This window comes from Bradyrhizobium sp. 41S5, assembly GCF_011516665.3.
GTDB classification, from domain to species: domain Bacteria; phylum Pseudomonadota; class Alphaproteobacteria; order Rhizobiales; family Xanthobacteraceae; genus Bradyrhizobium; species Bradyrhizobium quebecense.
Map to the genome: position 1 here is coordinate 1,056,466 of NZ_CP083721.1, position 22,570 is coordinate 1,079,035.

The following is a 22,570-nucleotide window of genomic DNA, read 5'->3' on the forward strand; positions in this document are numbered from 1 at the left end:
CGGGACGACAGCGAGTGTGTGGTGCGCACCTCCGGCTACTTCGCATCCTTCTCCTGTACCTCCAACATTGCGCGCAGCGTGTCGTCGCTGAGCTTGCCGTTCGGTGACGGCACGCGTCGCTCGACGGTCTCGACCGGCCGCGCATGCTGCGGAAGCACCGGCGCGCTGCGAACCGCTGCGCCATCCGCAATGTCGGCGGACTCATCGGCAGCGCTCGCACCATAGGCGTGACCGATGCCGCGCCGGCGCCGCACGGGCTTCGGCTTCGGGGGCGGCGGCGTAGTGATGATCGGCGGCAGCGTGTGATGGCGCGACACGGTCGTTGCTCCGGTAGCCTCTCCACATCGAGCGCCTGATTCGCGCAAATCCCCACTGACAAATCGGTAACTTTGTTACGCAGCGTTGAATTGCATCAGCCGCGACATGCGGATATTCCCCGCCGGAACATGATCCGGAAAAGTGTGAAGCGGTTTTCCGAAGAAGATCATGCTCAAACGAGAGAGCGCGCGATGCTGCTGCCCGACGGTTATTCCGACATCCCTCACGGCAAGGTCGCCGCCGTCGTCACACATCTGGAAATGACCGAGCGTCCGCCGCTGCGTGACGATCCGCCGGGCGCATGGCGCCTGCGCAAGGTCGAGCCGCCTGCGCTCGAATGGTATCGCGATCTCTACCGCCGCGTCGGCGAGGAGTGGCTGTGGTTCACCCGCACGGGGCTCGATGACGCCGATCTCGCGGGTCGGATTCACGCGGCCGGCGTCGAGCTCTACGGGCTGGTCGTCGATGGCCGGGATGAAGGGCTGCTCGAACTCGATTTCAGCGAGCCCGGTGAGTGCCAGCTGCTCTATTTCGGCGTCACCGCAAAATTCATCGGCACCGGCGCCGCGCGCTTCCTGATGAATCGCGCGCTCGACATCGCCTGGTCGCGCGACGTTGCCCGCGTCTGGGTGCACACCTGCACCTTCGATCACCCCTCCGCGGTCGCGTTCTACCAGCGCTCCGGCTTCCGTGCGTTCAAGCGGCAGATCGAGGTAGCGGATGATCCCCGGCTCGACGGCAAACTGCCGCCCGATGCGGCGAGGCATGTGCCGGTGATCGGATAGCCAGACCGATCACGATCCGGTTGCAACGCGGCGAGAGCCATCTAGGATGGTGCAAAGCGCAACCTCTGACCCCGGCGTGGCCGCCACCCTTCGAAAGCCGGGCTTTCGAGGTACGGCCTGCCGCGGCATGACCGACGAGATGACAGATGTTCCTGATCGGCCAGTACGACTCGCCCTTTGTCCGCCGCACCGCGATCGCGTTGCGGCTCTATGGACTGCCGTTCGAGCACAGGCCGTGGTCGACCTTCGGCGATGCGGAGAAGGTTGCGGCCTACAATCCGGTGCGGCGGGTGCCGACGCTGGTGCTCGATGACGGCGAGGCGCTGATCGAGAGCGGTGCGATCCTGGATTATCTCGACGAGCTGGTCGGGCCGGAGCGGGCGATGATTGCACGCTCGGGGCCCGAGCGACGCAGGCATCTGCGCATTATGGCGCTGGCGACCGGGCTCGCCGACAAGGCGGTGAGCCTGATCTACGAGCGGGTGTTGCGCAAGGAGCAGCTGAAGCTCTGGGTCGAGCGTTGCGAGGCGCAGATTTCGGGCGTGCTCGCGGTGCTGGAGCAGGAGCGTGCGGCGGTCGAGACGCCGTACTGGCTGGGGAATCGCATCGGGCACGCCGACATCGCAGTGGCCTGCGCGCTGCGCTTCACCGGCGAGGCGCATCCGCATCTGTTCGACGCGCGCTATCCGGCGCTCAAGGCCCACGCCGCGCGCTGCGAAGCGTTGCCGCCGTTCCAGGAGATCGTGCAGCCGCTGGCGCCGCCGAGCGGTTAGGGCGCGTATCGTCATCTCTCTCCGCCGTCCTTATCGTCGTCCCGGCGCAGGCCGGGACCCATAACCACGAATGCCGATTGTTACGCATCGCTGGAACGGCGAGTCCCGTTAACGACGCCTGCTGCGGCGTATGGGTCCCGGCCTGCGCCGGGACGACGGCCGAACTTGAGACGCGCAGCGTGCCTCAGGCTTTCGCCAGGACGACGGTTGTGAATGAGGCGCTGGCGGTGGGTCGCGGGCAATGCCCCACACCACTCCGCACGACCCCGAGGCGCGCGCTTCGGGCTACCCATTGCCGGTCCGATCTTCTATGGTGAACCACATCGGGTCGCATGCGGCGAACTCGATAAATCCATGATATCAAAGGCTTAAGGCTCGGATCGAAGCCTTTGGAGGGCGGTTTGACGCGGTATATTTCGACCCGGGGTGAGGCCCCGGCGCTTGGCTTCTGCGATGTGATGCTGACCGGGCTTGCCCGTGACGGCGGGCTTTACGTGCCCGAGACGTGGCCCCAATTGTCGCCCGAGACCATCGCTGCCTTCTTCGGCCGTCCCTATTGGGAGGTCGCGGTCGAGATCATCCGGCCGTTTGCCGCCGGCGAGATTTCCGACGCCGAGCTCGGCCGCATGGCGAACGAGGCCTATGCCACATTCCGCCATCCCGCCGTGGTGCCGCTCGACCAGATCGGCCCGAACCAGTTCCTGCTCGAGCTGTTCCACGGGCCGACACTGGCGTTCAAGGACGTCGCGATGCAGCTGATCTCGCGGCTGATGGATCACGTGCTGGCCAAGCGCGCGCAGCGTACCACCATCGTGGTCGCGACCTCGGGCGATACCGGCGGCGCCGCGGTCGAAGCGTTTGCCAATCTCGACAATGTCGACCTCGTGGTGCTGTTTCCGAACGGGCGCATCTCCGAGGTGCAGCGCCGCATGATGACGACGACCGGCGCCGCCAATGTCCATGCGCTGGCGATCGAAGGCACGTTCGACGATTGCCAGGCGCTGGTGAAGGAGATGTTCAACAACCATCGCTTCCGCGACCAGGTGGCGCTGTCGGGCGTCAACTCGATCAATTGGGCGCGCATCGTGGCGCAGGTGGTCTATTACTTCACCTCGGCGGTCGCGCTCGGCGCGCCGCAGCGGACGGTGGATTTCACGGTGCCGACCGGCAATTTCGGCGACATCTTCGCCGGCTATGTCGCGAAGCGGATGGGGCTGCCGATCCGCTGGTTGCGGATTGCCGCCAACGTCAACGACATCCTGCCGCGCACGCTGAAGACCGGCAATTACGAGGTGCGCGAGGTGCACGCGACGGCGTCGCCGTCGATGGACATCCAGGTGTCCTCGAATTTCGAGCGGCTATTGTTCGAGGCCAGCGGCCGCGACGCCGATCAGGTTCGCCGCCTGATGGCCTCGCTGAAGCAGTCCGGCCGCTTCGTGCTGCCGGATGCGACGCTGGCCGCGGTGCGCCGCGATTTCGACGCCGGCCGCGCAGACGAAACCGAGACCGCAGCCGCGATCCGTGCCGCCTGGCGCGAGGCGGGCGATCTCGTCGATCCCCACACCGCGGTGGCGCTCGCGGTCGCCGACCGCGACACCTCGGACTCCAAGATCCCGAACATCGTGCTGTCGACCGCGCATGCGGCAAAATTCCCCGACGCGGTCGAGGCGGCCTGCGGGGTGCGTCCGCAACTGCCGGCCTGGCTCGGAAGCCTGATGACCAAGTCCGAACAGATGACTGTGATGAAGAACGATTCCGTCGAGGTCGAGCGCTTCGTGCTGTCGGTCAGCCGTGCCGCCAAGCAGGGAGTTGCCTGATGAGCGTTGAAATCACCAAGCTGCCGAGCGGCCTGACCGTCGTCACCGACACCATGCCGCATCTGGAGACCGCGGCGCTCGGGGTCTGGGCCGGCGTCGGCGGGCGCGACGAAAAGCCGAACGAGCACGGCATCTCGCATCTCTTGGAACACATGGCGTTCAAGGGCACCGCGCGGCGTTCCTCGCGCGAGATCGTCGAGGAGATCGAGGCGGTCGGCGGCGATCTCAATGCAGGGACCTCGACCGAGACCACGGCCTATTATGCGCGGGTGATGAAGGCCGACGTGCCGCTGGCGCTCGACGTGCTCTCCGACATCCTCGCCAATCCGTCGTTCGTGCCGGACGAGCTGGAGCGCGAGAAGAGCGTCATCGTGCAGGAGATCGGCGCGGCGCAGGATACGCCCGACGACGTCGTGTTCGAGCATCTCAACGAGCTCTGCTATCCGGACCAGCCGATGGGCCGCTCCCTGCTCGGCACCGCCAAGACGCTGAAGGCCTTCAACCGCGACACGTTGCGTGGCTATCTGTCGACGCATTACCGTGCCCCGGACATGGTGGTCGCCGCCGCCGGCGCCGTCGATCACAAGCGCGTCGTCGAGGACGTCGCCGAGAAATTCGCGAGCTTCGACGCCACGCCGGCGCCGAAGCCGCAGGCTGCGTTGTTCGGCAAGGGCGGCTCGCGGGTGGTGCATCGCGATCTCGAGCAGGCGCATCTGACGCTGGCGCTCGAAGGCGTGCCGCAGACCGACCTGTCCCTGTTCTCGCTGCAGGTCTTCACCAACACGCTCGGCGGCGGGATGTCGTCGCGGCTGTTCCAGGAGGTGCGCGAGAAGCGCGGGCTGTGCTACTCGATCTACACCTTCCACGCCCCCTACACCGACACCGGCTTCTTCGGGCTCTACACCGGGACCGATCCGGCCGACGCGCCGGAAATGATGGAAGTCATCGTCGACGTCATCAATGACGCGGTCGAGACCCTGACCGAGGCCGAGGTCGCCCGCGCCAAGGCGCAGATGAAGGCCGGCCTGTTGATGGCGCTGGAAAGCTGTTCATCCCGGGCCGAGCAGCTGGCACGCCATGTGCTAGCCTATGGCCGGCCGCAGACGGTGGAAGAGCTGGTGGCGCGAATCGACGCGGTCTCGGTCGAATCGAGCCGCAACGCCGCCCGCGCGCTGCTGTCGCGCAGCCGGCCCGCCGTCGTTGCACTCGGCAGCGGCAGGGGTCTGGACACGGCGGTGTCTTTTGCGGAAGGATTGACGAAGTCGAAGGCAAAGACACTGCTGCACTAAGAATTCTGCCTACCTCGCCCGCTTGCGGGGGAGAGCAGAGGCCGCCTACCGGCGGCCGTCGACGGACATACGCCGAGGCGGAGCCTCGGCTATGGCCGAAGGCTTCGGGTGAGGGAGGCTATCCGCAGGCCGAGTTTGCGGAAACGGCCCCTCACCCCGACCCTCTCCCCGCAAGGGCGGGGCGAGGGAGAAGTCGGGGGAGTGTTGGGCCATGGCCCTGTTTCGTTTGCCGTCCGGTGGACCGGCTGCACTGATGCCGCGGGGGCACGGGCTTTTGCTGCGTGCGCCGCAAATGTCGGATTTCCCGCAGTGGGCGCAATTGCGCGAGTCCAGCCGCGCCTACCTCACGCCATGGGAGCCGATCTGGCCCTCCGACGACCTGACCCGCGCCGGCTTCCGCCGCCGGTTGCGCCGCTACAGCGAGGATATCGCCGCCGACCGCTCCTATCCGTTCATCATCTTCCGCGAATCGGACGGGGTGATGATCGGCGGTATCACGCTCGCCAATGTCCGCCGCGGCATCGTGCAGGCCGGCACGATCGGCTATTGGGTCGGCCTGCCGCACGCCCATCGCGGCTACATGACGACGGCGCTGCGAGTGCTGCTGCCCTCGCTGTTCGGCGAGCTCAACCTGCATCGCATCGAGGCGGCCTGCATTCCCTCCAATGCGTCGTCGATCCGCGTGCTGGAGAAGTGCGGCTTCACCCGCGAGGGCCTGGCGCGGCGCTATCTCTGCATCAACGGGATCTGGCAGGACCACCTGCTGTTCGGCCTGCTGCATGAGGATTTCCGCGGTTGAATCTTAAGCCTGTTGGCTGATGGCGGGCCCTATCCGAGCCATTTCAGGATGCTTTCAACATGCCTTTGCAGCATGCCGTTTCAACATGCCTTGGGTTCGCCGCCATTGGCTTGCTATAACGCCCGCGAAACGGGGAACTCTGGTTTGGAGGCTTTGGGGATATCACATGGGTGACAGGGTGATCAGGTTCGCGCTCGCGGCGGCGGTATCGATCGGTCTCGGTGCCACCCTGCTGCCGGAGGCCAGCTCGGCGCAGTCGTTGAGCGACCGCTTCAAGAGCCTGTTCGGCGGCGGTTCGTCGGATTCGAAGCCGGCGACGCCGGCGGCGCCGCAGCCGCTCAACGACGCCGACGCCGAACTGACCTGCCCGCCGGTGCAGATCCGCTCCGGGGCCTCGACCTATTCGGTGGCAGTGGACGGCAAGGAGGCGGTCGGCAACGACGTCAAGTTCCTGGCCTCGATCACCCGCACGGCGCGGCAATGCAATCTGAACAGCGGCCAGATCACGGCCAAGATCGGTATCCAGGGGCGGGTCATCGTCGGCCCCTCGGGCGCGCCGCCGACCATCCAGGTGCCGCTGCGCGTCGCCGTGGTGAAGGGCGGCGTCGGCGAGAGGACGATTGCGACCAAGGCCTACACCACCACGGTGCAGATGGACGACACCGGCAGCGTCCCGTTCAGCCTGGTCGCCGAGGATGTCGTCTATCCGGCGCCGTCGCCCGCGGACAACGAAGATTACATCTTCTATATCGGCTTCGATCCGCAGGCGCTGAAGCCGGAGCCCAAGCCCCGCGCACCGCACAAGAAGAAGTAGCGGCGGCGGCCGTGACGGGGCTGGTGGAGTAAGAAGCAGCAGAAACAAAGAAAAAGGCCGGCGCGATCAGCTCGCGCCGGCCTTTTTCTTGAAGGCGTTGTGATCGCGTCAGTTCAGCTTGGAGCGGACTTCGGCGATGCCCTTGCCGACGAGGTCGTCGGCAACCGAGCCCTTGACCGACTGCGACAGGATGGTCGAGGCGGCGGTCACGGCGGCGTTGGCCGCGGCGGCGCGCACATCGGCCACGGCCTGCGCCTCGGCCTGGGCGATCTTGCCCTCTGCGGTCTTGGTCCGCCGGGCGACAAAATCTTCCATCTTGGCCCTGGCTTCAGCCGCGATCCGTTCGGCTTCGGCCTTGGCGTTGGAGATGATGTCGGCGGCCTCGCGCTCCGCGCTGGCGCGGCGCGCCTTGTACTCGCCGAGCAGCTTGTTGGCCTCGTCCTTCAGACGGCGTGCGTCATCCAGCTCGGCCTTGATGCGCTCGGCACGATGATCCAGCGCCGTCAGCAGGGTGCGATGGACGCCGAGGTAACCGAACACGACCAGCAGAATGACGAAGGCGATCGCAACCCAGGTTTCCGGTTCGTAAAACATCGTCTATCCCTTCAGCGACGCGTCGACGGCGCTGTTGACCGCATTCGCGTCCGGCGTGACGCCGGCGAGTTGCTGGACGATGGCGCCGGCCGCATCCGCCGCGATGCCGCGGACGTTGCTCATGGCGTTGGTCCGGGTCGTTGCAATCTGCTTCTCGGCGTCGGCGAGCTTTGCCGCCAGCTTCTCTTCCAGCGCCTTGCGCTCGACTTCCGAGGCCGCGTTCAGCTTCTCGCGAGTCTCGTTGCCGATCGCCTGCGCGTTGGAACGCGCATTCGCGAGCTCGGTTTCATAGGCCTTCAGCGCCGCGTCGGACTCGTCCTTCAGCTTCTGCGCCTCGGCCAGATCGCCCTCGATCTTGTTCTGACGTGCATCGATCGTCCCGCCGACGCGCGGCAGGGCGATACGCGACACGATCAGGTAGAGCGCGACAAATGCAATCGCCAGCGACACCAGCTGCGAGGCGTAGTTGGAGGAATCGAACGGCGGAAAGGTTCCGCCGTGATGTCCGCCATCGGCCTCGGTGTGGGCGCCGGCATTCTGGCCTTTTGCCTCGCCATGACTCTCAGCCACGGTGTTCTCCTGTTGCTGTCATGCGCGCCGCCCTTGAGATGACCTTTGGGCGGCGCGACGGGTTGCCGCTAAAGCGGAACCGGGGTGCCGCTCAGAGCGGAACGAACAGCAGAAGCAGCGCGATCAGCAGCGAGAAGATGCCGAGCGCTTCGGTCACGGCGAAGCCGAAGATCAGGTTGCCGAACTGGCCCTGAGCGGCCGAGGGGTTACGCACCGCAGCGGCGAGGTAGTTGCCGAAGATGATGCCCACGCCGACGCCCGCACCGCCCATGCCGATGCACGCGATGCCCGCGCCGATAAGTTTTGCTGCTGCCGGTTCCATTTGTAGCTCCTTGAGAAAGATAGACAGATTGGTGGGTGGAGATTCCCCGGACCGCTTAGTGTCCCGGATGAATGGCGTCGTTGAGGTAGATGCAGGTCAGGATCGCGAACACGTAGGCCTGCAGGAACGCGACCAGCAGTTCGAGGGCGTACAGCGCGACCGTGAGCGCCAGCGGCAGCACGCCGCCGAACCAGCCGAGCGCGCCCAGCGAGAAGCCGAGCATCGCGACGAAGCCCGCGAACACCTTCAGCGCGATGTGGCCGGCCAGCATGTTGGCGAACAGACGAACGCTGTGCGAGACCGGCCGCAGGAAGAACGACAGGATCTCGATGAACATGACCAGCGGCAGGATGTACATCGGAACGCCGGAGGGGACGAAGATGCTGAAGAATTTCAGGCCGTTCTTGTAGACGCCGTAGAACAGGACGGTGAAGAACACCAGGAGCGCAAGGGCCGCGGTGACGATCAGGTGGCTCGCGATCGTGAAGGTGTAGGGGATGATGCCCACGAGGTTCGAGACGCAGATGAACATGAAGAGCGAGAAGATCAGCGGGAAGAACTTCATGCCTTCCGCACCGGCGTTGCCGCGAACCGTGCTGGCGACGAACTCGTAGGAGATTTCGGCGACCGACTGCAGCCGTCCCGGAACCAGTTCCCGGCCGCTCGCCAGCATCAGCAGCGCAATCAGCAGCACCGCGACGAACATGTAGAGCGACGAATTGGTAAAGGCGATCGTATGATTGCCGATGTGGCCGAGCGTGAAGAGGGGCTCGATATTGAACTGGTGGATCGGGTCGATTTTCATCCGCGCGGCTCTTGGTCCACCGGCCATCGTGCCGGTAATCGAATTTCAAATGTCGTGACTTCCCGCCAGCGCTCAGCGCTTGCCCGAGGCCACGCCCGCGGACCTCACCACGTTGAACACGCCGGCGACGAAGCCGAGCAGCGTTAACACGATGAAGCCGAATGGCGACGTCGACAGCAAACGGTCGAATCCCCAGCCAATCGCCGCTCCGACGGCAACGCCCGCGATCAGCTCCGAGGAAAGACGAAAACCGAGCGCCATCGCCGAAGCTCTGGCGGCACTGTCCCCGCTTTCAGTACCGGATTGATCAGTCTTGCTCCTGCGGCTGTCGCGAATTTCTGACAACCGATGATCGAGACTTCCGAGCCTTGCGGAAAGCGCAGCTTCGTCAGGAGGCGATTGATCGCGACTTCCACCTGCGCCGTCGTTGGTGTTCTCAGCCATGCTGCGAACACTAACCGAAGCCGCGGATGATGGAAATTGCGCCCGTCCCCGTCAAAAGCCGCGCGGACCATACTTACCGCGTCTAATCAAGTCAAGATTGCGTCGTAACCAGTTATTGCTTTGATTCTGCTGGATTTATTTGGAGATATTCAAGGTCAGAGTGACGCAGTGTTCGCAGTGCAACAGCTTGTATGCTTTGAAGCGCTGTTGCCTGGCATTTCCGGCTCTGCTGGGATCGCCGAAAGTCCTTATCCTCATGCAGTCAAGGTTCCGCATGTCACGCCAGATCGATTACTACTTCTCGCTGCAATCGCCCTGGGCCTATATCGGTCACAAGCCCTTCGTGCGGCTCGTAAGCACTTACGATCTCAAGGTAAATTACCGGCCCGTGCTGCTGGTCGATTTGTTCTCGGAGACCGGCGGGCTGCCGCTCGCCCAGCGCCACCCGGTGCGGCAGCGCTACCGGATGATCGAGTTGCAACGCTGGCGCGACAAGCGCGGACTGAATTTTCACCTGCAGCCGGCCAATTGGCCGTTCAATGGGCGGCTTGCCGATGGCGTCGTGATTGCGCTGCTCGAGGCCGGCCTCGACCCCGAGCCATTCTTGCAAGGCGCCTATCCCGCGGTGTGGGAGCTCGAGCTCAATCTTGCCGATGCTGCGACGCTGGTGAAGCTCGCCGACGATGCAGGCTTGCCGGGTCGGCAACTGGTGGAGCGCTCGGGCTCCGATGCGATCAGCGCGGCCTATGAGCAGAATCGCCAGAATGCATTGGACGCCGGCGTGTTCGGCTCGCCCGGCTATGTGCTCGATGGCGAGTTGTTCTGGGGGCAGGACCGGATCGAATTGCTCGAGGACGCGTTGAAGTCAGGCCGCAAGCCCTATAGCTCTGTGGTTGAGGGGCAGGAATCAGGTTGAGGCGGAGCAAGCCATGCCCATCGCGATGTCGTCCTCGAAATTGTCCATCGCAATCGTTGCCATCCTGATCTCAAGCGGCGCCGCGCTCGCGCAAACCGCGCCCGATACCGAGAACGGCCGCTACGCGTTGTCGCCGGCCGGCGATGGCTTCCTGCGGCTCGACACCCGCACCGGCGCGGTGTCGACCTGCACCAATTCCAGCGCCGGCTGGGCCTGTTACATGGTGCCCGACGAGCGGTCGGCACTGGATGCCGAGATCGGCCGCCTGCAGGCCGACAATGACAAGCTGAAAGGCGAGCTCGCCGCGCGCGCACCATCGGCCAAGACCGACGAGGCGTTGCCGAAATCGGATTCGTTGAAGAAGGCTGAGCCGAAGGTCGCCGAGGGCGAGCGCAAGATCGAGATTCCGCTGCCGAGCGACCGCGACATGGATCGCATGATGTCGTTCGTCGAGCGGGCCTGGCGGCGGCTGATCGAGATGGCCAACCGCGTGCAGCGCGACGTCAATGGCGGCAAGATTTGAGGTTGCTTGCACAATGTCGTCCCGACGCAAGCCGGGACCCATACGCCGCGGCCTCTCGATTTCGACGACTCGGAGTCGATTCTCCCGGCCCCCGTGCGCAATTGCGCACCAGGCCGGCACGACGGTCTAGAGGATAGATGAGTTCATCGAAGCAAATGTCGCGCTCGGCGCCATCCTCCGTCGCCGTCGCCAGCATCGTGTCGTCGTGCCTGACGGTCGAAACGTCCGGCGCCGGCTTCACGGACATCACGCGCGAGGTCGCAAAATTCCTGCGCGAGGTGCGCGCCGGCGAGGGTGCGGTGACGCTGTTCATCCGTCACACCTCGGCCTCGCTGACGATCCAGGAGAATGCCGATCCCACGGTGCTGGTCGATCTGATGACGGCGCTCGATCGCGCGGCGCCCGAAGACGGCGGCTGGCGTCACGATACCGAAGGGCCCGATGACATGCCGGCGCACATCAAGACCATGCTGACGGCGACCTCGCTGCAGGTCCCGGTGCTCGATGGCGAGATGGCGCTCGGCACCTGGCAGGGCATCTATCTGATCGAGCATCGTGCCCACCCGCACCGGCGCGAGATCGTGCTGCAATTCATCGGTGCCACGCGCTGACGGATTGAACCTCGCTCCAAGGCCCGGCTTCCAAGACGACATCGGCCGCGGATCGCTCCGCGGCCGATGCAGTTTGATAGCGATGTCGACTGGTCAGGTCTTGGTGATGTCGACGTCCTTGGTTTCCGGAATGAACAGCGCGCCGACCACGACGGTGATTGCCGCGAAGATGATCGGATACCAGAGACCGGAGTAGATATCGCCGGTCGAGGCGGTGATCGCGAACGCGGTCGCCGGGAGCAGGCCGCCGAACCAGCCGTTGCCGATGTGATAGGGCAGCGACATCGAGGTGTAGCGGATGCGGGTCGGGAACAACTCGACCAGCATCGCGGCGATCGGGCCGTAGACCATGGTGACGTAGAGCACCAGGATGAACAACAGCCCGATGATCGCAGCCACCTGCGGACGGAAGATGTCGAATGGATTCGACATCTTCACGATGGCGGCGTCGCCCGGCTTCGGATAGCCCGCCGCCTGCACCGCCGCGATGATCGCGGGGTTCGACGTCTTGGCGTCCGTGTACGGCACGTCCTTGTCGTTGACGGTGACCTTCACCGGCGAGCCGGCCGGGCCCGGCACGGTGGAGTATTTCACCGACGACTGGGCGAGGAAGGCGCGGGCGGTATCGCAAGGCGCCGTGAAGACGCGGGTGCCGACCGGGTTGAACAGATCGCCGCAACCTGCGGGATCCGCCACGACCTGGACCTTCACCGTCTCATAGGCCTTTTCCAGCGCCGGGTTGGCGTTGGTCGTGATCATGCGGAAGATCGGGAACAAAGTGAGTGCGCCGATCAGGCAGCCTGCCAGGATGATCGGCTTGCGGCCGATCTTGTCCGACAGCGCGCCGAACACCAGGAAGAAACCGGTGCCGAGCAACAGCGACCAGGCGATCAGCAGGTTGGCGGTGTAGCCGTCGACCTTCAGGATCGATTGCAGGAAGAACAGCGCGTAGAACTGGCCCGTGTACCAGATCACCGCCTGGCCCATGGTCAGGCCGAACAAGGCGAGGATCACGATCTTGGCGTTGCTCCAGGTCGCGAAGGCTTCGGTCAGCGGTGCCTTGGAAGCCTTGCCCTCGTCCTTCATGCGCTGGAACACTGGCGATTCGTTCAACCGCAGACGGATCCAGACGGAGATGCCGAGCAGCAGCACCGACACCAGGAACGGAACACGCCAGCCCCAATCCGCGAAGTCCTTTTCGCCGATGATGCTGCGCGTGAACAGGATCACCAGCAGCGACAGGAACAGTCCGAGCGTTGCGGTGGTCTGGATGAACGAGGTGTAGTAGCCGCGCTTGCCTTGTGGCGCATGCTCGGCGACGTAGGTCGCCGCACCGCCATACTCACCGCCGAGCGCGAGGCCCTGCAACAGGCGCAGCGAGATCAGGATGATCGGCGCCGCGATGCCGATGGTCTTGGCGCTGGGCAAGAGGCCGACGATGAAGGTCGACAGGCCCATGATCAGGATGGTGACGAGGAAGGTGTATTTGCGGCCGACGATGTCGCCGACCCGGCCGAACACGATGGCGCCGAACGGACGCACCAGGAAGCCCGCGGCAAAGGCCAGCAACGCGAAGATGTCGCGTGTCGCCGGCGGATAGTCGGAGAAGAACTGCGCACCGATGATGCCGGCCAGTGAACCGTAGAGATAGAAGTCGTACCACTCGAACACGGTGCCGAGCGACGACGCCAGGATGACGAAACGCTCATCCTTCGTCATGCCGGCGCGCCGCGCCGAAGTTGCAGTCATTGTGGACATCTGGATTGCTCCCCCCGAATTATTGCTGCCATGCTCGCCCCCGGCGGGCGGGTTGGACCCGAATGGGCCTTAGGCTTAAGTCGACGGTAACATCGCAGTGAAACCCGTCCCAATAAGACTTTTGGCTTTTGCACGCTTGAACTTATCTTTGGAGGCGTGAGTTGGATGGAACGTCCCCGCGTGCGTCTGTTGCGGTGCACAAGCTCGGCGGGTTAACTGCGTTGGCATCTGGTATTATCAAAGGCTTGCGTGATACTGCCACGCGGGCGACAACCGTACGGCGCGGGCTTGCCGAAGCCCGCTTGTGGGACTGAGATGACTGCTGCTGCCAATACTCATCTTGTCATCGCCGACGACCATCCGCTGTTCCGCGATGCGTTGCGTCAGGCGGTGTCCAGTGTCGTGAGTTCGGCCACGATCAGCGAGGCCGGATCGTTCGAGGACCTGACCGCGCTGTTGGAACGGGACTCCGAGGTCGACCTGATCCTGCTCGATTTGAGCATGCCGGGGATCAGCGGCTTCTCCGGCCTGATCTATCTGCGGGCGCAGTATCCGGCGATTCCGGTGGTCATCGTCTCCGCCAGTGACGATGCCGGAACCATCCGCCGCTCGCTCGATTTCGGCGCCTCCGGTTTCATCCCCAAGCGCTTCGGCGTCGAGACGTTGCGTGACGCCGTCATGAAGGTGATGGAGGGCGACGTCTGGGTTCCGCCGGACACCGATCTCTCGGCGGCCGGCGATCCCGACATGACGCGGCTGCGCGACCGTCTGGTGACGCTGACCCCGCAGCAGGTGCGGGTGCTGATGATGCTGTCCGAGGGACTGCTCAACAAGCAGATCGCCTACGAGCTAGGCGTCTCCGAAGCGACCATCAAGGCCCATGTCTCGGCCATCCTGCAAAAGCTCGGCGTCGAAAGCCGCACCCAGGCCGTGATCGCCGCCGCCAAGATCGCGGGCGGCCAGTGGCGCCAGGGCACGCCGTCGAGTTGACTCACGCGGCCGGCATCACCCGGTACGCGCAGCGCCGCGCACCGGCCAGAATGTGATCGACGCGCTCGACCACGACGTCGCTCCCTAGCACAGCGCGAAACACCGCAAGTTCGGAGCGGCAGAGGCCCTGACAGGCTGCCGCCGCCGCGCAGATCGGGCAGTGGTTCTCGATCAGCAGGAAGCCGCCGGCGTCCTTGACCACGCTCGCCATATAGCCTTCCCGGCTCCGGATCCGTGCGAGCGCCGTGAGTCGCTGTCGGAGTGAGCCCTCGGTTCCGACCACCTTCCGGTAGTCGGCAATGCCGGCGCGTTCGCGATGCGCGATCAGCGTCTCCAGGCCGCGCTCGCCGAACACTTCGTGCATCGACCGCAGCAGATCCAGCGTGAGGTCGGAGTGGCGGTCGGGGAAGCGCGCGTGGCCGCGCTCCGTCAGACGCCAATACTTCCGCGGCCGCCCGCGCCCTTCGCGTTCATCGCCGCTTTCGACAAGGTCCGCCGCTTCGAGCTTCAGCAGATGCTGGCGCGCACCGGCAGGCGTCATGTCGAGGCGCTCGCCGACGCCGGCGGCCGTCTGCGGGCCGCGCGTCTTCAGTTCGAACAGGATGCGATCCTGGCTGCGCGTGTCGTCTTGACTCATTGGCTTATTTTAGAAACAAGATGCTATCTAAAATAACCGGAAATCGCCGCCGTGTGCAACTGCCTTGGCGCCAGTCCGGAAGGAGAAACTCCGACATGGAGCAACAAGAAGTCCGCGAGGGGTGGCGATCGCTCCTCAAGCGCGAATGGATCCCGACACTGGCTATCCTGCTCGGCGGTGTGCTGCTGCAATCCATGAATGTGCTGATGCTGACGACGGTGCTGCCGTCGATCGTCGGCGAACTCGGCGGCGTCGCCATGCTGAGCTGACCGACCACCGCCTATCTGGCGTCCTCCATCGTCGCGGCGAGCTGCGTCGGCGTGCTCTCCACCGCGCTCGGCGCCCGGCAAGTCTACTGCGTGGGCGTTGCGATCTTCGGCGTCGGCGCCGTGCTGTGTTCGCTCGCCCCCGCGATGGGCTGGATCGTGGCCGGCCGGCTGATCCAGGGATTCGGCGGCGGACTCGAGGCTGCCGTCGCCTACGTGCTGGTGCGCGGCACGTTTCCCGAGCATATGTGGTCGCGAACCATCGCGCTGATGTCGACGAGTTGGAGCATGTCGGTGCTGATCGGCCCGCTGGTCGGCGGGATGTTCGCGCATTTCGCGAGCTGGCGCGGCGCCTTTGTCGCCAGCGCCGCAACGGCCGTCGTGCTGGTGATCGCCGCCTTCTTCGTCCTGTCGCCAGTCACGGCGGCGCGGCGCTCGTCGTCGGCGCGCGTGCCGCTCGGTCGTGTCGCACTGATCTGCCTTGCCATCGCCGCGACCTCGGCCACCTCCGCCGCCGGATCGCCCTTCCTGAAGCTCGGCCTGATCGTCACGGCGATCTTCTCGTTTGTCGCGATGTTGCGGCTCGATCGTCTGGCGTCACCCCGGCTGCTGCCCAGCGACGCGTTCTCCTGGCGCACCGGCACCGGCGTCGGGCTGTGGCTCGCGCTGCTGCTCTGCATCACTTTCAGTCCGTTGCAGATCTACGTGCCGATGTTCCCGCAACAGCTGCATGGCTTCGATCCGCTCTCGGCCGGCTTCACCGTCGCCTGCGCTTCGCTGGGCTGGAGCGCCGCCTCGCTGCTGACGGCCGGCGTGTCGGCCCGCCGGGCTGACCGCCTGATGCTGATCGGGCCTGCGATCATGGCAGCGAGCCTTGCCGCGATCGGGTGGCTGGGTCCGGACGGCGCGGCGTCCATCATCCTGCTGGTCGTGGCGATCGCGATGCTGGGAGCCGGTATCGGCCAGTGCTGGCCGCTCGTCGCACATCGCATCATGGACAGTGCCAAGGCGGGCGACGAGGTGGTCGCAGCCTCGTCGGTGCCCACCATTCAGCAGATGGGCTTTGCGTTCGGCGCGGCGATCGCGGGGCTGATCGCGAATGCCAGCGGACTGTCGGCTGCGATTGCCGACGCGACGATGGCGCGCGCCTCCTTCTGGGTACCGGCGAGCTTCGTGGTGCCGGCTATGCTCGCCGTTGCGGCCGGACTTCGCCTGCGGTCGCTGCGCAGGCCTCAGGCCAGCCCGTCGTAAGGCTACTCCGCCGCCACCATCTGCTGGGTGCGCCATTGTCCGAGCAGGGCGCGCAGCGAGGCCGGCTTGACCGGCTTGTTCAGCACCGCGATGTTTTCCTCGCGAGCGGCCAAGCGCACCGCGGGGCTGCGGTCGGCGGTGATCAGGATCGCCGGAATGCCGTCGCCGAAGCGGCGGCGGATCTCGCGGATTGCAGCGACGCCATTGCCACGGTCCAGATGATAGTCGACCAGCACGCCGGTGACGCGGCCGCCGGCGGCCTCGATCGCGCTGATCGCGCCATCGGCATCGAGCACCGCGATCACCTCGGCGTCCCAGGCCGTCAGCAGCGTCTTCATGCCGTCGAGAATGGCGGGATCGTTCTCGATGCAAACGATCAGGGAGCCGCTCATCGGCGTCTTCGACAGCGGCGTGGCGGTGGTGACGGCCGCGGTATGGTTGACGGCGGTCGCGACCGGCACGGTGACCGAGAACGCCGAGCCGCCGCTCACATTGGCCGAAATCGCGATGCGGTGGTTGAGCACGCGCGCCAGCCGCTCGACGATCGACAGGCCGAGACCGAGGCCGCGGGCGATCCGGGCGCCCTGTTCGAGGCGGTGGAATTCCTTGAAGATCTCGCCGCGCTTCTGCACGGGAATGCCGACGCCGGTGTCGAAGATGCTGATCTGGAGCGCGTTGCCGCGGCGGCGGCAGCCGATCAGCACGCGGCCGCGCGGGGTATATTTGATCGCGTTGGAGATGAAGTTCTGCAACAGCCGGCGCAGCAGCGAGCGGTCGGATTCGACCGGCAGCGAGCAGGCCACGAAGCGCAGATCGAGGCCCTTGTCGCGGGCGATCGGCATGAACTCGATCTCCAGCGAGCGCATCAAATCGGCCATCCGGAAGCTCGTGATCGCCGGCGTCATGGCGCCGGCATCAAGCCTCGAGATATCGAGCAGTGCGCCCAGGATGTCCTCGATTGCCTCGAGCGAGTCGTCGATGTTCTCGACCAGCCGCGAATCCTCGCCGCCGTTCTGGCGCTCGACGAGGCTCGTGACATAGAGGCGCGCCGCATTGAGCGGTTGCAGGATGTCGTGGCTGGCCGCCGCCAGGAAGCGGGTCTTGGAGGCGTTGGCGTCTTCCGCGATGCCCTTGGCCAGCGCGAGCTCCGAGTTCAGCCGCGTCAGCTCCTCGGTGCGGTCGCGGACGCGCTTTTCCAGGGTCGCATTGGCGCGCTCCAGCGCCTCCGCGGCCTCGAAGCTCGGCGTGACGTCGGAGAAGGTGATGACGAGCCCGCCACCGGGCATGCGGTTAGCGCGGACCTCGATCACCAGATGGCGGTCGGTGAAGCGTTCCAGGTAGGGCTCGCCCTCGGTGGTGTAGGCGCGCAACCGCAATTGCAGCAGGTTGTCGCTGTCGCCGGCCGGCGGCGGACTGATCGCGCCCATGAATTCGAGGATCTCGGGCAAGGGGATGCCGAGCTGCACCAGATGCGGCGGCAGCGCGAGCAATTCGGAGAACTGGCGGTTGGAGCAGATCAGCTGCAAATCGGCGTCGAACACCGCGATGCCCTGGCGCACGTGATTGAGCGCGGTCTGCAGGATCTCGCGGTTGAAATGCAGCGCGGCGTGCGAGTCGTCGAGCAGCTTCAGCGCGGCCTTGGCCGACACCGTCCGCCGCTGCAGCAGCAGCGACATCACGAGGCGCGAGGACGCCGCCCCGATCGAGGACGCGATCAGGCGCTCGGCGTGCTGCAGTAGCTCGAAATCGGCCGGCGCCGAGGCCAGCAGCACGATATTGCGGTCGACGGCGAACGCGGCGAACGCCTCGCGGGTGCGGTCGGGACCGAGATATTGCGTCACCGTGCTCTCGATGTCCTGCACCGTCACCGTGGTGCGCCAGCGCCGGAAGCTCGGCGCGATCGGGGCCAGCGCGTTAGGCACGAACACGTCGGCCTGCAACAGCTCGATCGCGGACGGCGCGCGCGCCAGCGAGAACACGACGTAACTGAGGATGTTGAGGGCAAGGCTCCACAGCACGCCGTGCAGCAGCGGCGGCAAATCGGCGCCGAACAGCGCCTGCGGCCGCAGCGCCTCGATCCCGAACGGTCCATGCTGCAGCAGCATCAGGCCGGTGGTCGAGTTTTCCAGGAAGCTCGGGATGAACAGCGTGTAGAGCCACGTCGCGAAGCCGACCAGCATGCCAGCCATGGCGCCGCGTGCGGTGGCGCGGCGCCAGAACAGGCCGCCGAAAAACGCCGGCGCGAGCTGGGTGATCGCGGCAAAGGACAGCAGGCCGATCGCGACCAGCTGGGTGTTGCCGAGCGCGCGGTAGTAGAAATACGCCATCACCATGATGGCGAAGATCGAGAAGCGGCGCGCCTTCAGCAGGAAATCGCCAAAGTCCTTCTGGCCGGCGCGGGCGTCGTCGCTGCGCGGCAGCACCAGCGGCAGCACGATGTCGTTGGAGACCATGATCGACAGCGCGACGCATTCGACGATCACCATCGCGGTCGCCGCCGAAAGTCCGCCGACGAAGACCGCGAGGCTGAGCAGTGGCGAATTGCCCTCGATCGGCAGCGCCAGCACGAACATGTCGGCATCGACGGCGCCGAACGGGAAGATGACGAGGCCCGCGATCGCGATCGGAATCACGAAGATATTGATGACGACGAGGTAGAGCGGGAACAGCCAGCGCGCCCGGGTGACCTCGGCGCCGGTCGAATTCTCGACCACGCTGACATGGAACTGGCGCGGCAGCAGCATGACCGCGCAGAACGACAGCAGCGTCATGATCAGGAAGTTGCCGATCGACGGGACATATTCGATCGCGCGTACCGCCTCCGGCGTCTTCAGGGCGCGCTCGTAGAGCTCGACCGGCGAGAACATCCAGAAGGTGACGAAGGCGCCGGCGGCGATGAAGGCGACCAGCTTGACGATGGATTCGGCGGCGATCGCCAGGATCAGGCCGTGCTGGTGCTCAGTCGCGTCGGTGTGGCGGGTGCCGAACAGCACCGCGAACACCGCCATTGCCAGCGTCACCATCAGCGCGATGTCGCCGATGATCGGGATTTTCGAGAACGCCTGATCCTCGCTCAGGATGGTTTCCAGCGATGAGGCCATCGCCTTGAGCTGCAGCGCGATGTAGGGCACCGAGCCGATGATCGCGATCAGTGCCACGGTGGCCGCGACCGCCTGGCTCTTGCCGTAGCGCGCGGCGATGAAGTCGGCGATCGAGGTGATGTTCTGCGACTTGGCGAGCGCGATGACGCGACGGAGCAGTGGGGTGCACAGCCCGATCATCACGATCGGGCCGACATAGATCGCCAGGAAGTCGACGCTGGTGCGGGTGGCGAAGCCGACCGAGCCGAAGAAGGTCCAGGAGGTGCAGTAGATCGCCAGCGACAGCGGATAGATCCACTGGCTGGCACGGCCGCGCGCACCCGCCGACCTGCGGTCGCCGCGGCTGGCAATGAAGAACAACAATCCGATGTAGGCGAACGCCGTGGCGATGACGCCCCAGTCGTGCAGCATCGCTGCTCATCTCCTGTCCCGGCCGCTGGGAGGGCCGGGTGCCAGGATTATAACGCAAAGGGCCGGCCGCGCGATGCACGGCCGGCCCAAATTCGGGGGTAGGAAAGGATAGGGTTACTCGGCGGCCAGCGACTTCTGGTGCAGGGGCAGGCCGAGCCGGTCCCAGACCTGGAGCAGGGCCTCGGCCAGCGCGTCGATCAGGCCGTCGTCATGGTACGGCGAGGGCGTGATGCGCAGCCGCTCGCTGCCCTTGGCGACCGTCGGATAGTTGATCGGCTGGATGTAGATGCCGTGGTCCTCCAGCAGCAGGTCGGACGCGCGCTTGCACTTCTCGGGATCGCCGACGAACAGCGGCACGATATGGGTGTCGCTCGACATCACAGGCAGCCCGGCGGCGGTCAGGATCGCCTTGGTGCGGGCGGCGCGGTCCTGGTGGCGCTCGCGCTCCCAGTTCGAGGTCTTCAGATGGCGGATCGCAGCGGTGGCGGCCGAGCAGATCGCCGGCGGCAGCGCGGTGGTGAAGATGAAGCCCGGCGCGTAGGAGCGCACCGCATCGATGATCTCGGCGCGGCCCGCGATATAGCCGCCGAGGCAGCCGAACGCTTTCGCAAGCGTGCCCTCGAGCACGTCGATCCGGTGCATCACGCCGTCGCGCTCGGCAATGCCGCCGCCGCGCGGGCCGTACATGCCGACCGCATGCACCTCGTCGACATAGGTCATGGCGCCGTATCTCTCGGCGAGATCGCAGATCCTGGCGAGCGGCGCGACGTCGCCGTCCATCGAGTAAAGGCTCTCGCAGATGATCAGCTTCGGCCGGTCGGGGCCGGCGGCGATCAGCAGCTCTTCGAGATGCGCGACGTCGTTGTGGCGGAAGATCTGGCGTTCGCAGCCGGCCTGGCGCACGCCCTCGATCATCGAATTGTGGTTCAGCGCGTCCGACAGGATCAGGCAGTTCGGAATCAGCCTGGCGAGCGTCGAGATGCCGGTCTGGTTCGAGACGTAGCCCGAGGTGAACAGCAGCGAGGCTTCCTTGCCGTGGAGATCGGCGAGCTCCGCTTCGAGCTGCACCAGCGGATGATGGGTGCCCGCGATGTTGCGGGTGCCGCCGGCGCCGGTGCCGACGCGGGTCGCGGTCTCGACCATGGCGCCGACCACCTTGGGGTGCTGGCCCATGCCGAGATAGTCGTTGGAGCACCAGATCACGACATTGCGGCTGCCCTTCGGCGAGTGCCAGGTCGCGTGGGGGAAGCGTCCCGCGATCCGCTCGAGGTCGGCGAACACCCGGTAGCGCCGCTCGTCATGCAGGCGGTTGAGGGCGGTTTGGAAAAACTGGCTGTAATTCATTGGCGAACCCAGAAAGCGGAACCTGACCGGAAAAGCTGCCCCTTCTTAGAGCTTTTCCAGCTCTAATGTCCATGCATTGGCCCACATCTGGGCATGCGCGACAGTTGGGCAAATTGCCCTAGCGGCCGTCTATCCGGCTTGATTTCGGTCAAATTGCCCGGGGCATTAGGCCCGGCCGGTCTCAGGTCGTCTTGAAGCGCAGCATGCCGTCGTCGTGCATCTCGGCCGTCAGTCGGCCCTCGACCAGCATGTAATTGACATGGGCGACCAGTTCGCCGGCGGCGAAGCCCATCTGGTGCTCGTCCAGCACGTGCTTGTGGAACACCACCGGGACCAGTTCCTTGGAGGTCTGCGGCACCTCGCGGCAGGCGTCGGCGATCAGCCGGCAGCGCTCCTCATGGTGATCGGCAAGCTGCTTGATCCGGGTCTTCAGCCCGTAGAACGGCACGCCATGGCCGGGCAGCACCATCACGTCATAGGGCAGGGTGGTGGTCAGGCTCGCCAGCGAGGCCAGATATTCGCCGAGCGAGTTCTGCTCGGGCTCGACCGCCCAGACGCTGACATTGGGCGAGATCTTGCTTAGCACCTGGTCGGCGGACAGGAACAGCTTGTCGGCCGCGCAATACAGCATCACCTGGTCGAGCGCGTGTCCGCCGCCGGTGATCACCTTGAATCGCCGCGTGCCGATCACGACCTCGTCGCCATGGGTGAGGCGGTGATAGGACGGCGGCAGCACCGACACGCGCTTCAGGTAGTCCTGGCCGCGGCCGAGCAGCTTCTCGGTCAGGTCCTCGTCCATGCCGTGGCGGCGGAAGAACAGCCGCTGCGCGTTGCGCCGTTCTTCGGTGCCGCGGTTCTGGTGATAGACCGATTGCAGGTATTCCACCTGCGACATGAACAGCGGGCAGTCGAAGCGCTCGGTGATCCAGCCGGCGAGACCGACATGGTCGGGATGCGAATGCGTCACGATCAGCCGCCTGACCTTGACGTGCTTGAGCGGGCCCTCGAACAGCGTGGTCCAGGCCGCGATCGATTCCTCGTTCCCGAAGCCGGCATCCACCATGGTCCAGCCGTCGCCGTCGGCGAGCAGATAGATGTTCACATGGTTGAGGCGGAACGGCAGCTTCAGCCGCGCCCACAGCACGCCGGGAGCCACCTCCACGACCTGGTCGTGGCCCGGATGGTTTTCCCAGGGGTATCGCAATGCCTCCGCCGAGGAGGGAAGGCTGTCGGTCTTCGTATGCATGCTACCGACTTAGCGGGACCCGGGCCGCCGCGCCAGCCGAAAAATCAGATAGCCGTCCGGAGAAAAGGGGACCGCCTGAGCCCGAATTCCGTAGCCCGGATCAAGCGAAGAGCCTTTCTCTTCTCCTTCCCCCTGAAAGGGGGAAGGTCGGGATGGGGGTCAGCCGCAGGCAACGGCGCATGTGGA

23 protein-coding genes are annotated in these 22,570 nt (G+C 65.4%); 12 read left to right on the forward strand and 11 right to left on the reverse strand.

All coding sequences use genetic code 11. The features are described from left to right. Window positions 1-35: 35 nt before the first annotated feature. Entirely contained in the window at window positions 36-317 is a 282-nt protein-coding gene (locus tag HAP47_RS05015) for a hypothetical protein (protein ID WP_173639181.1), read from the reverse strand. Between the two features lie 192 nt (window positions 318-509). Between HAP47_RS05015 and HAP47_RS05020 the strand changes: the two genes are divergently transcribed. From HAP47_RS05020 to HAP47_RS05045, 6 genes are all read left to right on the forward strand, one after another. Beyond that, window positions 510-1,103, forward strand: a complete 594-nt coding sequence (locus HAP47_RS05020) for a GNAT family N-acetyltransferase (protein WP_173639180.1) — start codon at window positions 510-512, stop codon at window positions 1,101-1,103. Between the two features lie 146 nt (window positions 1,104-1,249). Then, a complete protein-coding gene (locus HAP47_RS05025) occupies window positions 1,250-1,876 on the forward strand; it encodes a glutathione S-transferase family protein (protein WP_173639179.1) in 627 nt (208 codons plus the stop codon). Window positions 1,877-2,277: 401 nt separating this feature from the next. Next, complete coding sequence (gene thrC / locus HAP47_RS05030; protein ID WP_173639178.1) at window positions 2,278-3,693, forward strand: threonine synthase; 1,416 nt, start codon at window positions 2,278-2,280, stop codon at window positions 3,691-3,693. Continuing rightward, complete coding sequence (locus HAP47_RS05035) at window positions 3,693-4,982, forward strand: M16 family metallopeptidase (RefSeq protein WP_173639177.1); 1,290 nt, start codon at window positions 3,693-3,695, stop codon at window positions 4,980-4,982. The genes thrC and HAP47_RS05035 overlap by 1 nt, the downstream gene beginning before the upstream one ends. Window positions 4,983-5,193: 211 nt before the next feature. Further along, window positions 5,194-5,781, forward strand: coding sequence for a GNAT family N-acetyltransferase (locus HAP47_RS05040; protein WP_092123083.1), 588 nt, complete (start codon window positions 5,194-5,196; stop codon window positions 5,779-5,781). A gap of 166 nt (window positions 5,782-5,947) precedes the next feature. After that, complete coding sequence (locus tag HAP47_RS05045) at window positions 5,948-6,595, forward strand: hypothetical protein (protein WP_173639176.1); 648 nt, start codon at window positions 5,948-5,950, stop codon at window positions 6,593-6,595. A 108-nt stretch (window positions 6,596-6,703) separates the two neighbouring features. Here HAP47_RS05045 and HAP47_RS05050 read toward each other — a convergent pair whose 3' ends face one another. From HAP47_RS05050 to HAP47_RS05070, 5 genes are all read right to left on the reverse strand, one after another. Further along, window positions 6,704-7,189 carry a F0F1 ATP synthase subunit B family protein gene (locus tag HAP47_RS05050; protein ID WP_173639175.1) on the reverse strand — a complete coding sequence of 162 codons (486 nt, stop codon included), beginning with the start codon at window positions 7,187-7,189 and terminating at the stop codon, window positions 6,704-6,706. A 3-nt stretch (window positions 7,190-7,192) separates the two neighbouring features. Next, window positions 7,193-7,759, reverse strand: coding sequence for a F0F1 ATP synthase subunit B (locus HAP47_RS05055; RefSeq protein ID WP_092123089.1), 567 nt, complete (start codon window positions 7,757-7,759; stop codon window positions 7,193-7,195). Window positions 7,760-7,850: 91 nt separating this feature from the next. Continuing rightward, window positions 7,851-8,081, reverse strand: coding sequence for a F0F1 ATP synthase subunit C (locus HAP47_RS05060; protein WP_016847054.1), 231 nt, complete (start codon window positions 8,079-8,081; stop codon window positions 7,851-7,853). 55 nt (window positions 8,082-8,136) lie between these two features. Then, window positions 8,137-8,886, reverse strand: coding sequence for a F0F1 ATP synthase subunit A (locus tag HAP47_RS05065; RefSeq protein ID WP_173639174.1), 750 nt, complete (start codon window positions 8,884-8,886; stop codon window positions 8,137-8,139). 72 nt (window positions 8,887-8,958) lie between these two features. Further along, window positions 8,959-9,330 (reverse strand): AtpZ/AtpI family protein, encoded by a 372-nt coding sequence (locus HAP47_RS05070; RefSeq protein WP_092123093.1) that lies wholly within the window; start codon window positions 9,328-9,330, stop codon window positions 8,959-8,961. A gap of 274 nt (window positions 9,331-9,604) precedes the next feature. Here HAP47_RS05070 and HAP47_RS05075 point away from each other — a divergent pair, with 274 nt between their 5' ends. The 3 genes from HAP47_RS05075 to HAP47_RS05085 all read left to right on the forward strand — a co-directional run bounded on the left by HAP47_RS05075 (window position 9,605) and on the right by HAP47_RS05085 (window position 11,380). Then, window positions 9,605-10,246, forward strand: a complete 642-nt coding sequence (locus HAP47_RS05075) for a 2-hydroxychromene-2-carboxylate isomerase (RefSeq protein ID WP_173639173.1) — start codon at window positions 9,605-9,607, stop codon at window positions 10,244-10,246. A gap of 13 nt (window positions 10,247-10,259) precedes the next feature. Continuing rightward, entirely contained in the window at window positions 10,260-10,769 is a 510-nt protein-coding gene (locus HAP47_RS05080; RefSeq protein WP_173639172.1) for a hypothetical protein, read from the forward strand. Between the two features lie 137 nt (window positions 10,770-10,906). Then, window positions 10,907-11,380: a secondary thiamine-phosphate synthase enzyme YjbQ gene (locus HAP47_RS05085; protein WP_173639171.1), complete on the forward strand. Its 474-nt coding sequence runs from the start codon at window positions 10,907-10,909 to the stop codon at window positions 11,378-11,380. 93 nt (window positions 11,381-11,473) lie between these two features. Here HAP47_RS05085 and HAP47_RS05090 read toward each other — a convergent pair whose 3' ends face one another. Next, complete coding sequence (locus HAP47_RS05090) at window positions 11,474-13,138, reverse strand: MFS transporter (RefSeq protein WP_173639170.1); 1,665 nt, start codon at window positions 13,136-13,138, stop codon at window positions 11,474-11,476. Window positions 13,139-13,453: 315 nt separating this feature from the next. Between HAP47_RS05090 and HAP47_RS05095 the strand changes: the two genes are divergently transcribed. Beyond that, the gene (locus HAP47_RS05095; protein WP_173639169.1) at window positions 13,454-14,128 is read left to right on the forward strand and encodes a response regulator; all 675 of its coding nucleotides are present in this window, start codon (window positions 13,454-13,456) and stop codon (window positions 14,126-14,128) included. Window position 14,129: 1 nt separating this feature from the next. On the opposite strand, the gene HAP47_RS05100 is transcribed toward HAP47_RS05095, so the two are convergent. Further along, the gene (locus HAP47_RS05100; RefSeq protein WP_173639168.1) at window positions 14,130-14,765 is read right to left on the reverse strand and encodes a helix-turn-helix transcriptional regulator; all 636 of its coding nucleotides are present in this window, start codon (window positions 14,763-14,765) and stop codon (window positions 14,130-14,132) included. Between the two features lie 95 nt (window positions 14,766-14,860). On the opposite strand from HAP47_RS05100, the gene HAP47_RS05105 reads away from it, so the two are divergent. Together HAP47_RS05105 and HAP47_RS05110 are read left to right on the forward strand one after the other, a co-directional pair. Continuing rightward, on the forward strand, window positions 14,861-15,034 hold the full coding sequence (locus HAP47_RS05105; RefSeq protein ID WP_173639167.1) for a hypothetical protein: 174 nt from the start codon (window positions 14,861-14,863) through the stop codon (window positions 15,032-15,034). Window positions 15,035-15,085: 51 nt separating this feature from the next. Next, entirely contained in the window at window positions 15,086-16,282 is a 1,197-nt protein-coding gene (locus HAP47_RS05110) for an MFS transporter (RefSeq protein WP_231168765.1), read from the forward strand. Between the two features lie 2 nt (window positions 16,283-16,284). On the opposite strand, the gene HAP47_RS05115 is transcribed toward HAP47_RS05110, so the two are convergent. The 3 genes from HAP47_RS05115 to HAP47_RS05125 all read right to left on the reverse strand — a co-directional run bounded on the left by HAP47_RS05115 (window position 16,285) and on the right by HAP47_RS05125 (window position 22,384). Next, window positions 16,285-19,794 carry a PAS domain-containing hybrid sensor histidine kinase/response regulator gene (locus tag HAP47_RS05115; protein WP_173639166.1) on the reverse strand — a complete coding sequence of 1,170 codons (3,510 nt, stop codon included), beginning with the start codon at window positions 19,792-19,794 and terminating at the stop codon, window positions 16,285-16,287. A 114-nt stretch (window positions 19,795-19,908) separates the two neighbouring features. Continuing rightward, a complete protein-coding gene (gene hemA, locus HAP47_RS05120; protein WP_173639165.1) occupies window positions 19,909-21,138 on the reverse strand; it encodes a 5-aminolevulinate synthase in 1,230 nt (409 codons plus the stop codon). Window positions 21,139-21,319: 181 nt separating this feature from the next. Next, entirely contained in the window at window positions 21,320-22,384 is a 1,065-nt protein-coding gene (locus tag HAP47_RS05125) for an MBL fold metallo-hydrolase (RefSeq protein ID WP_173639164.1), read from the reverse strand. Between the last annotated feature and the right edge of the window lie 186 nt (window positions 22,385-22,570).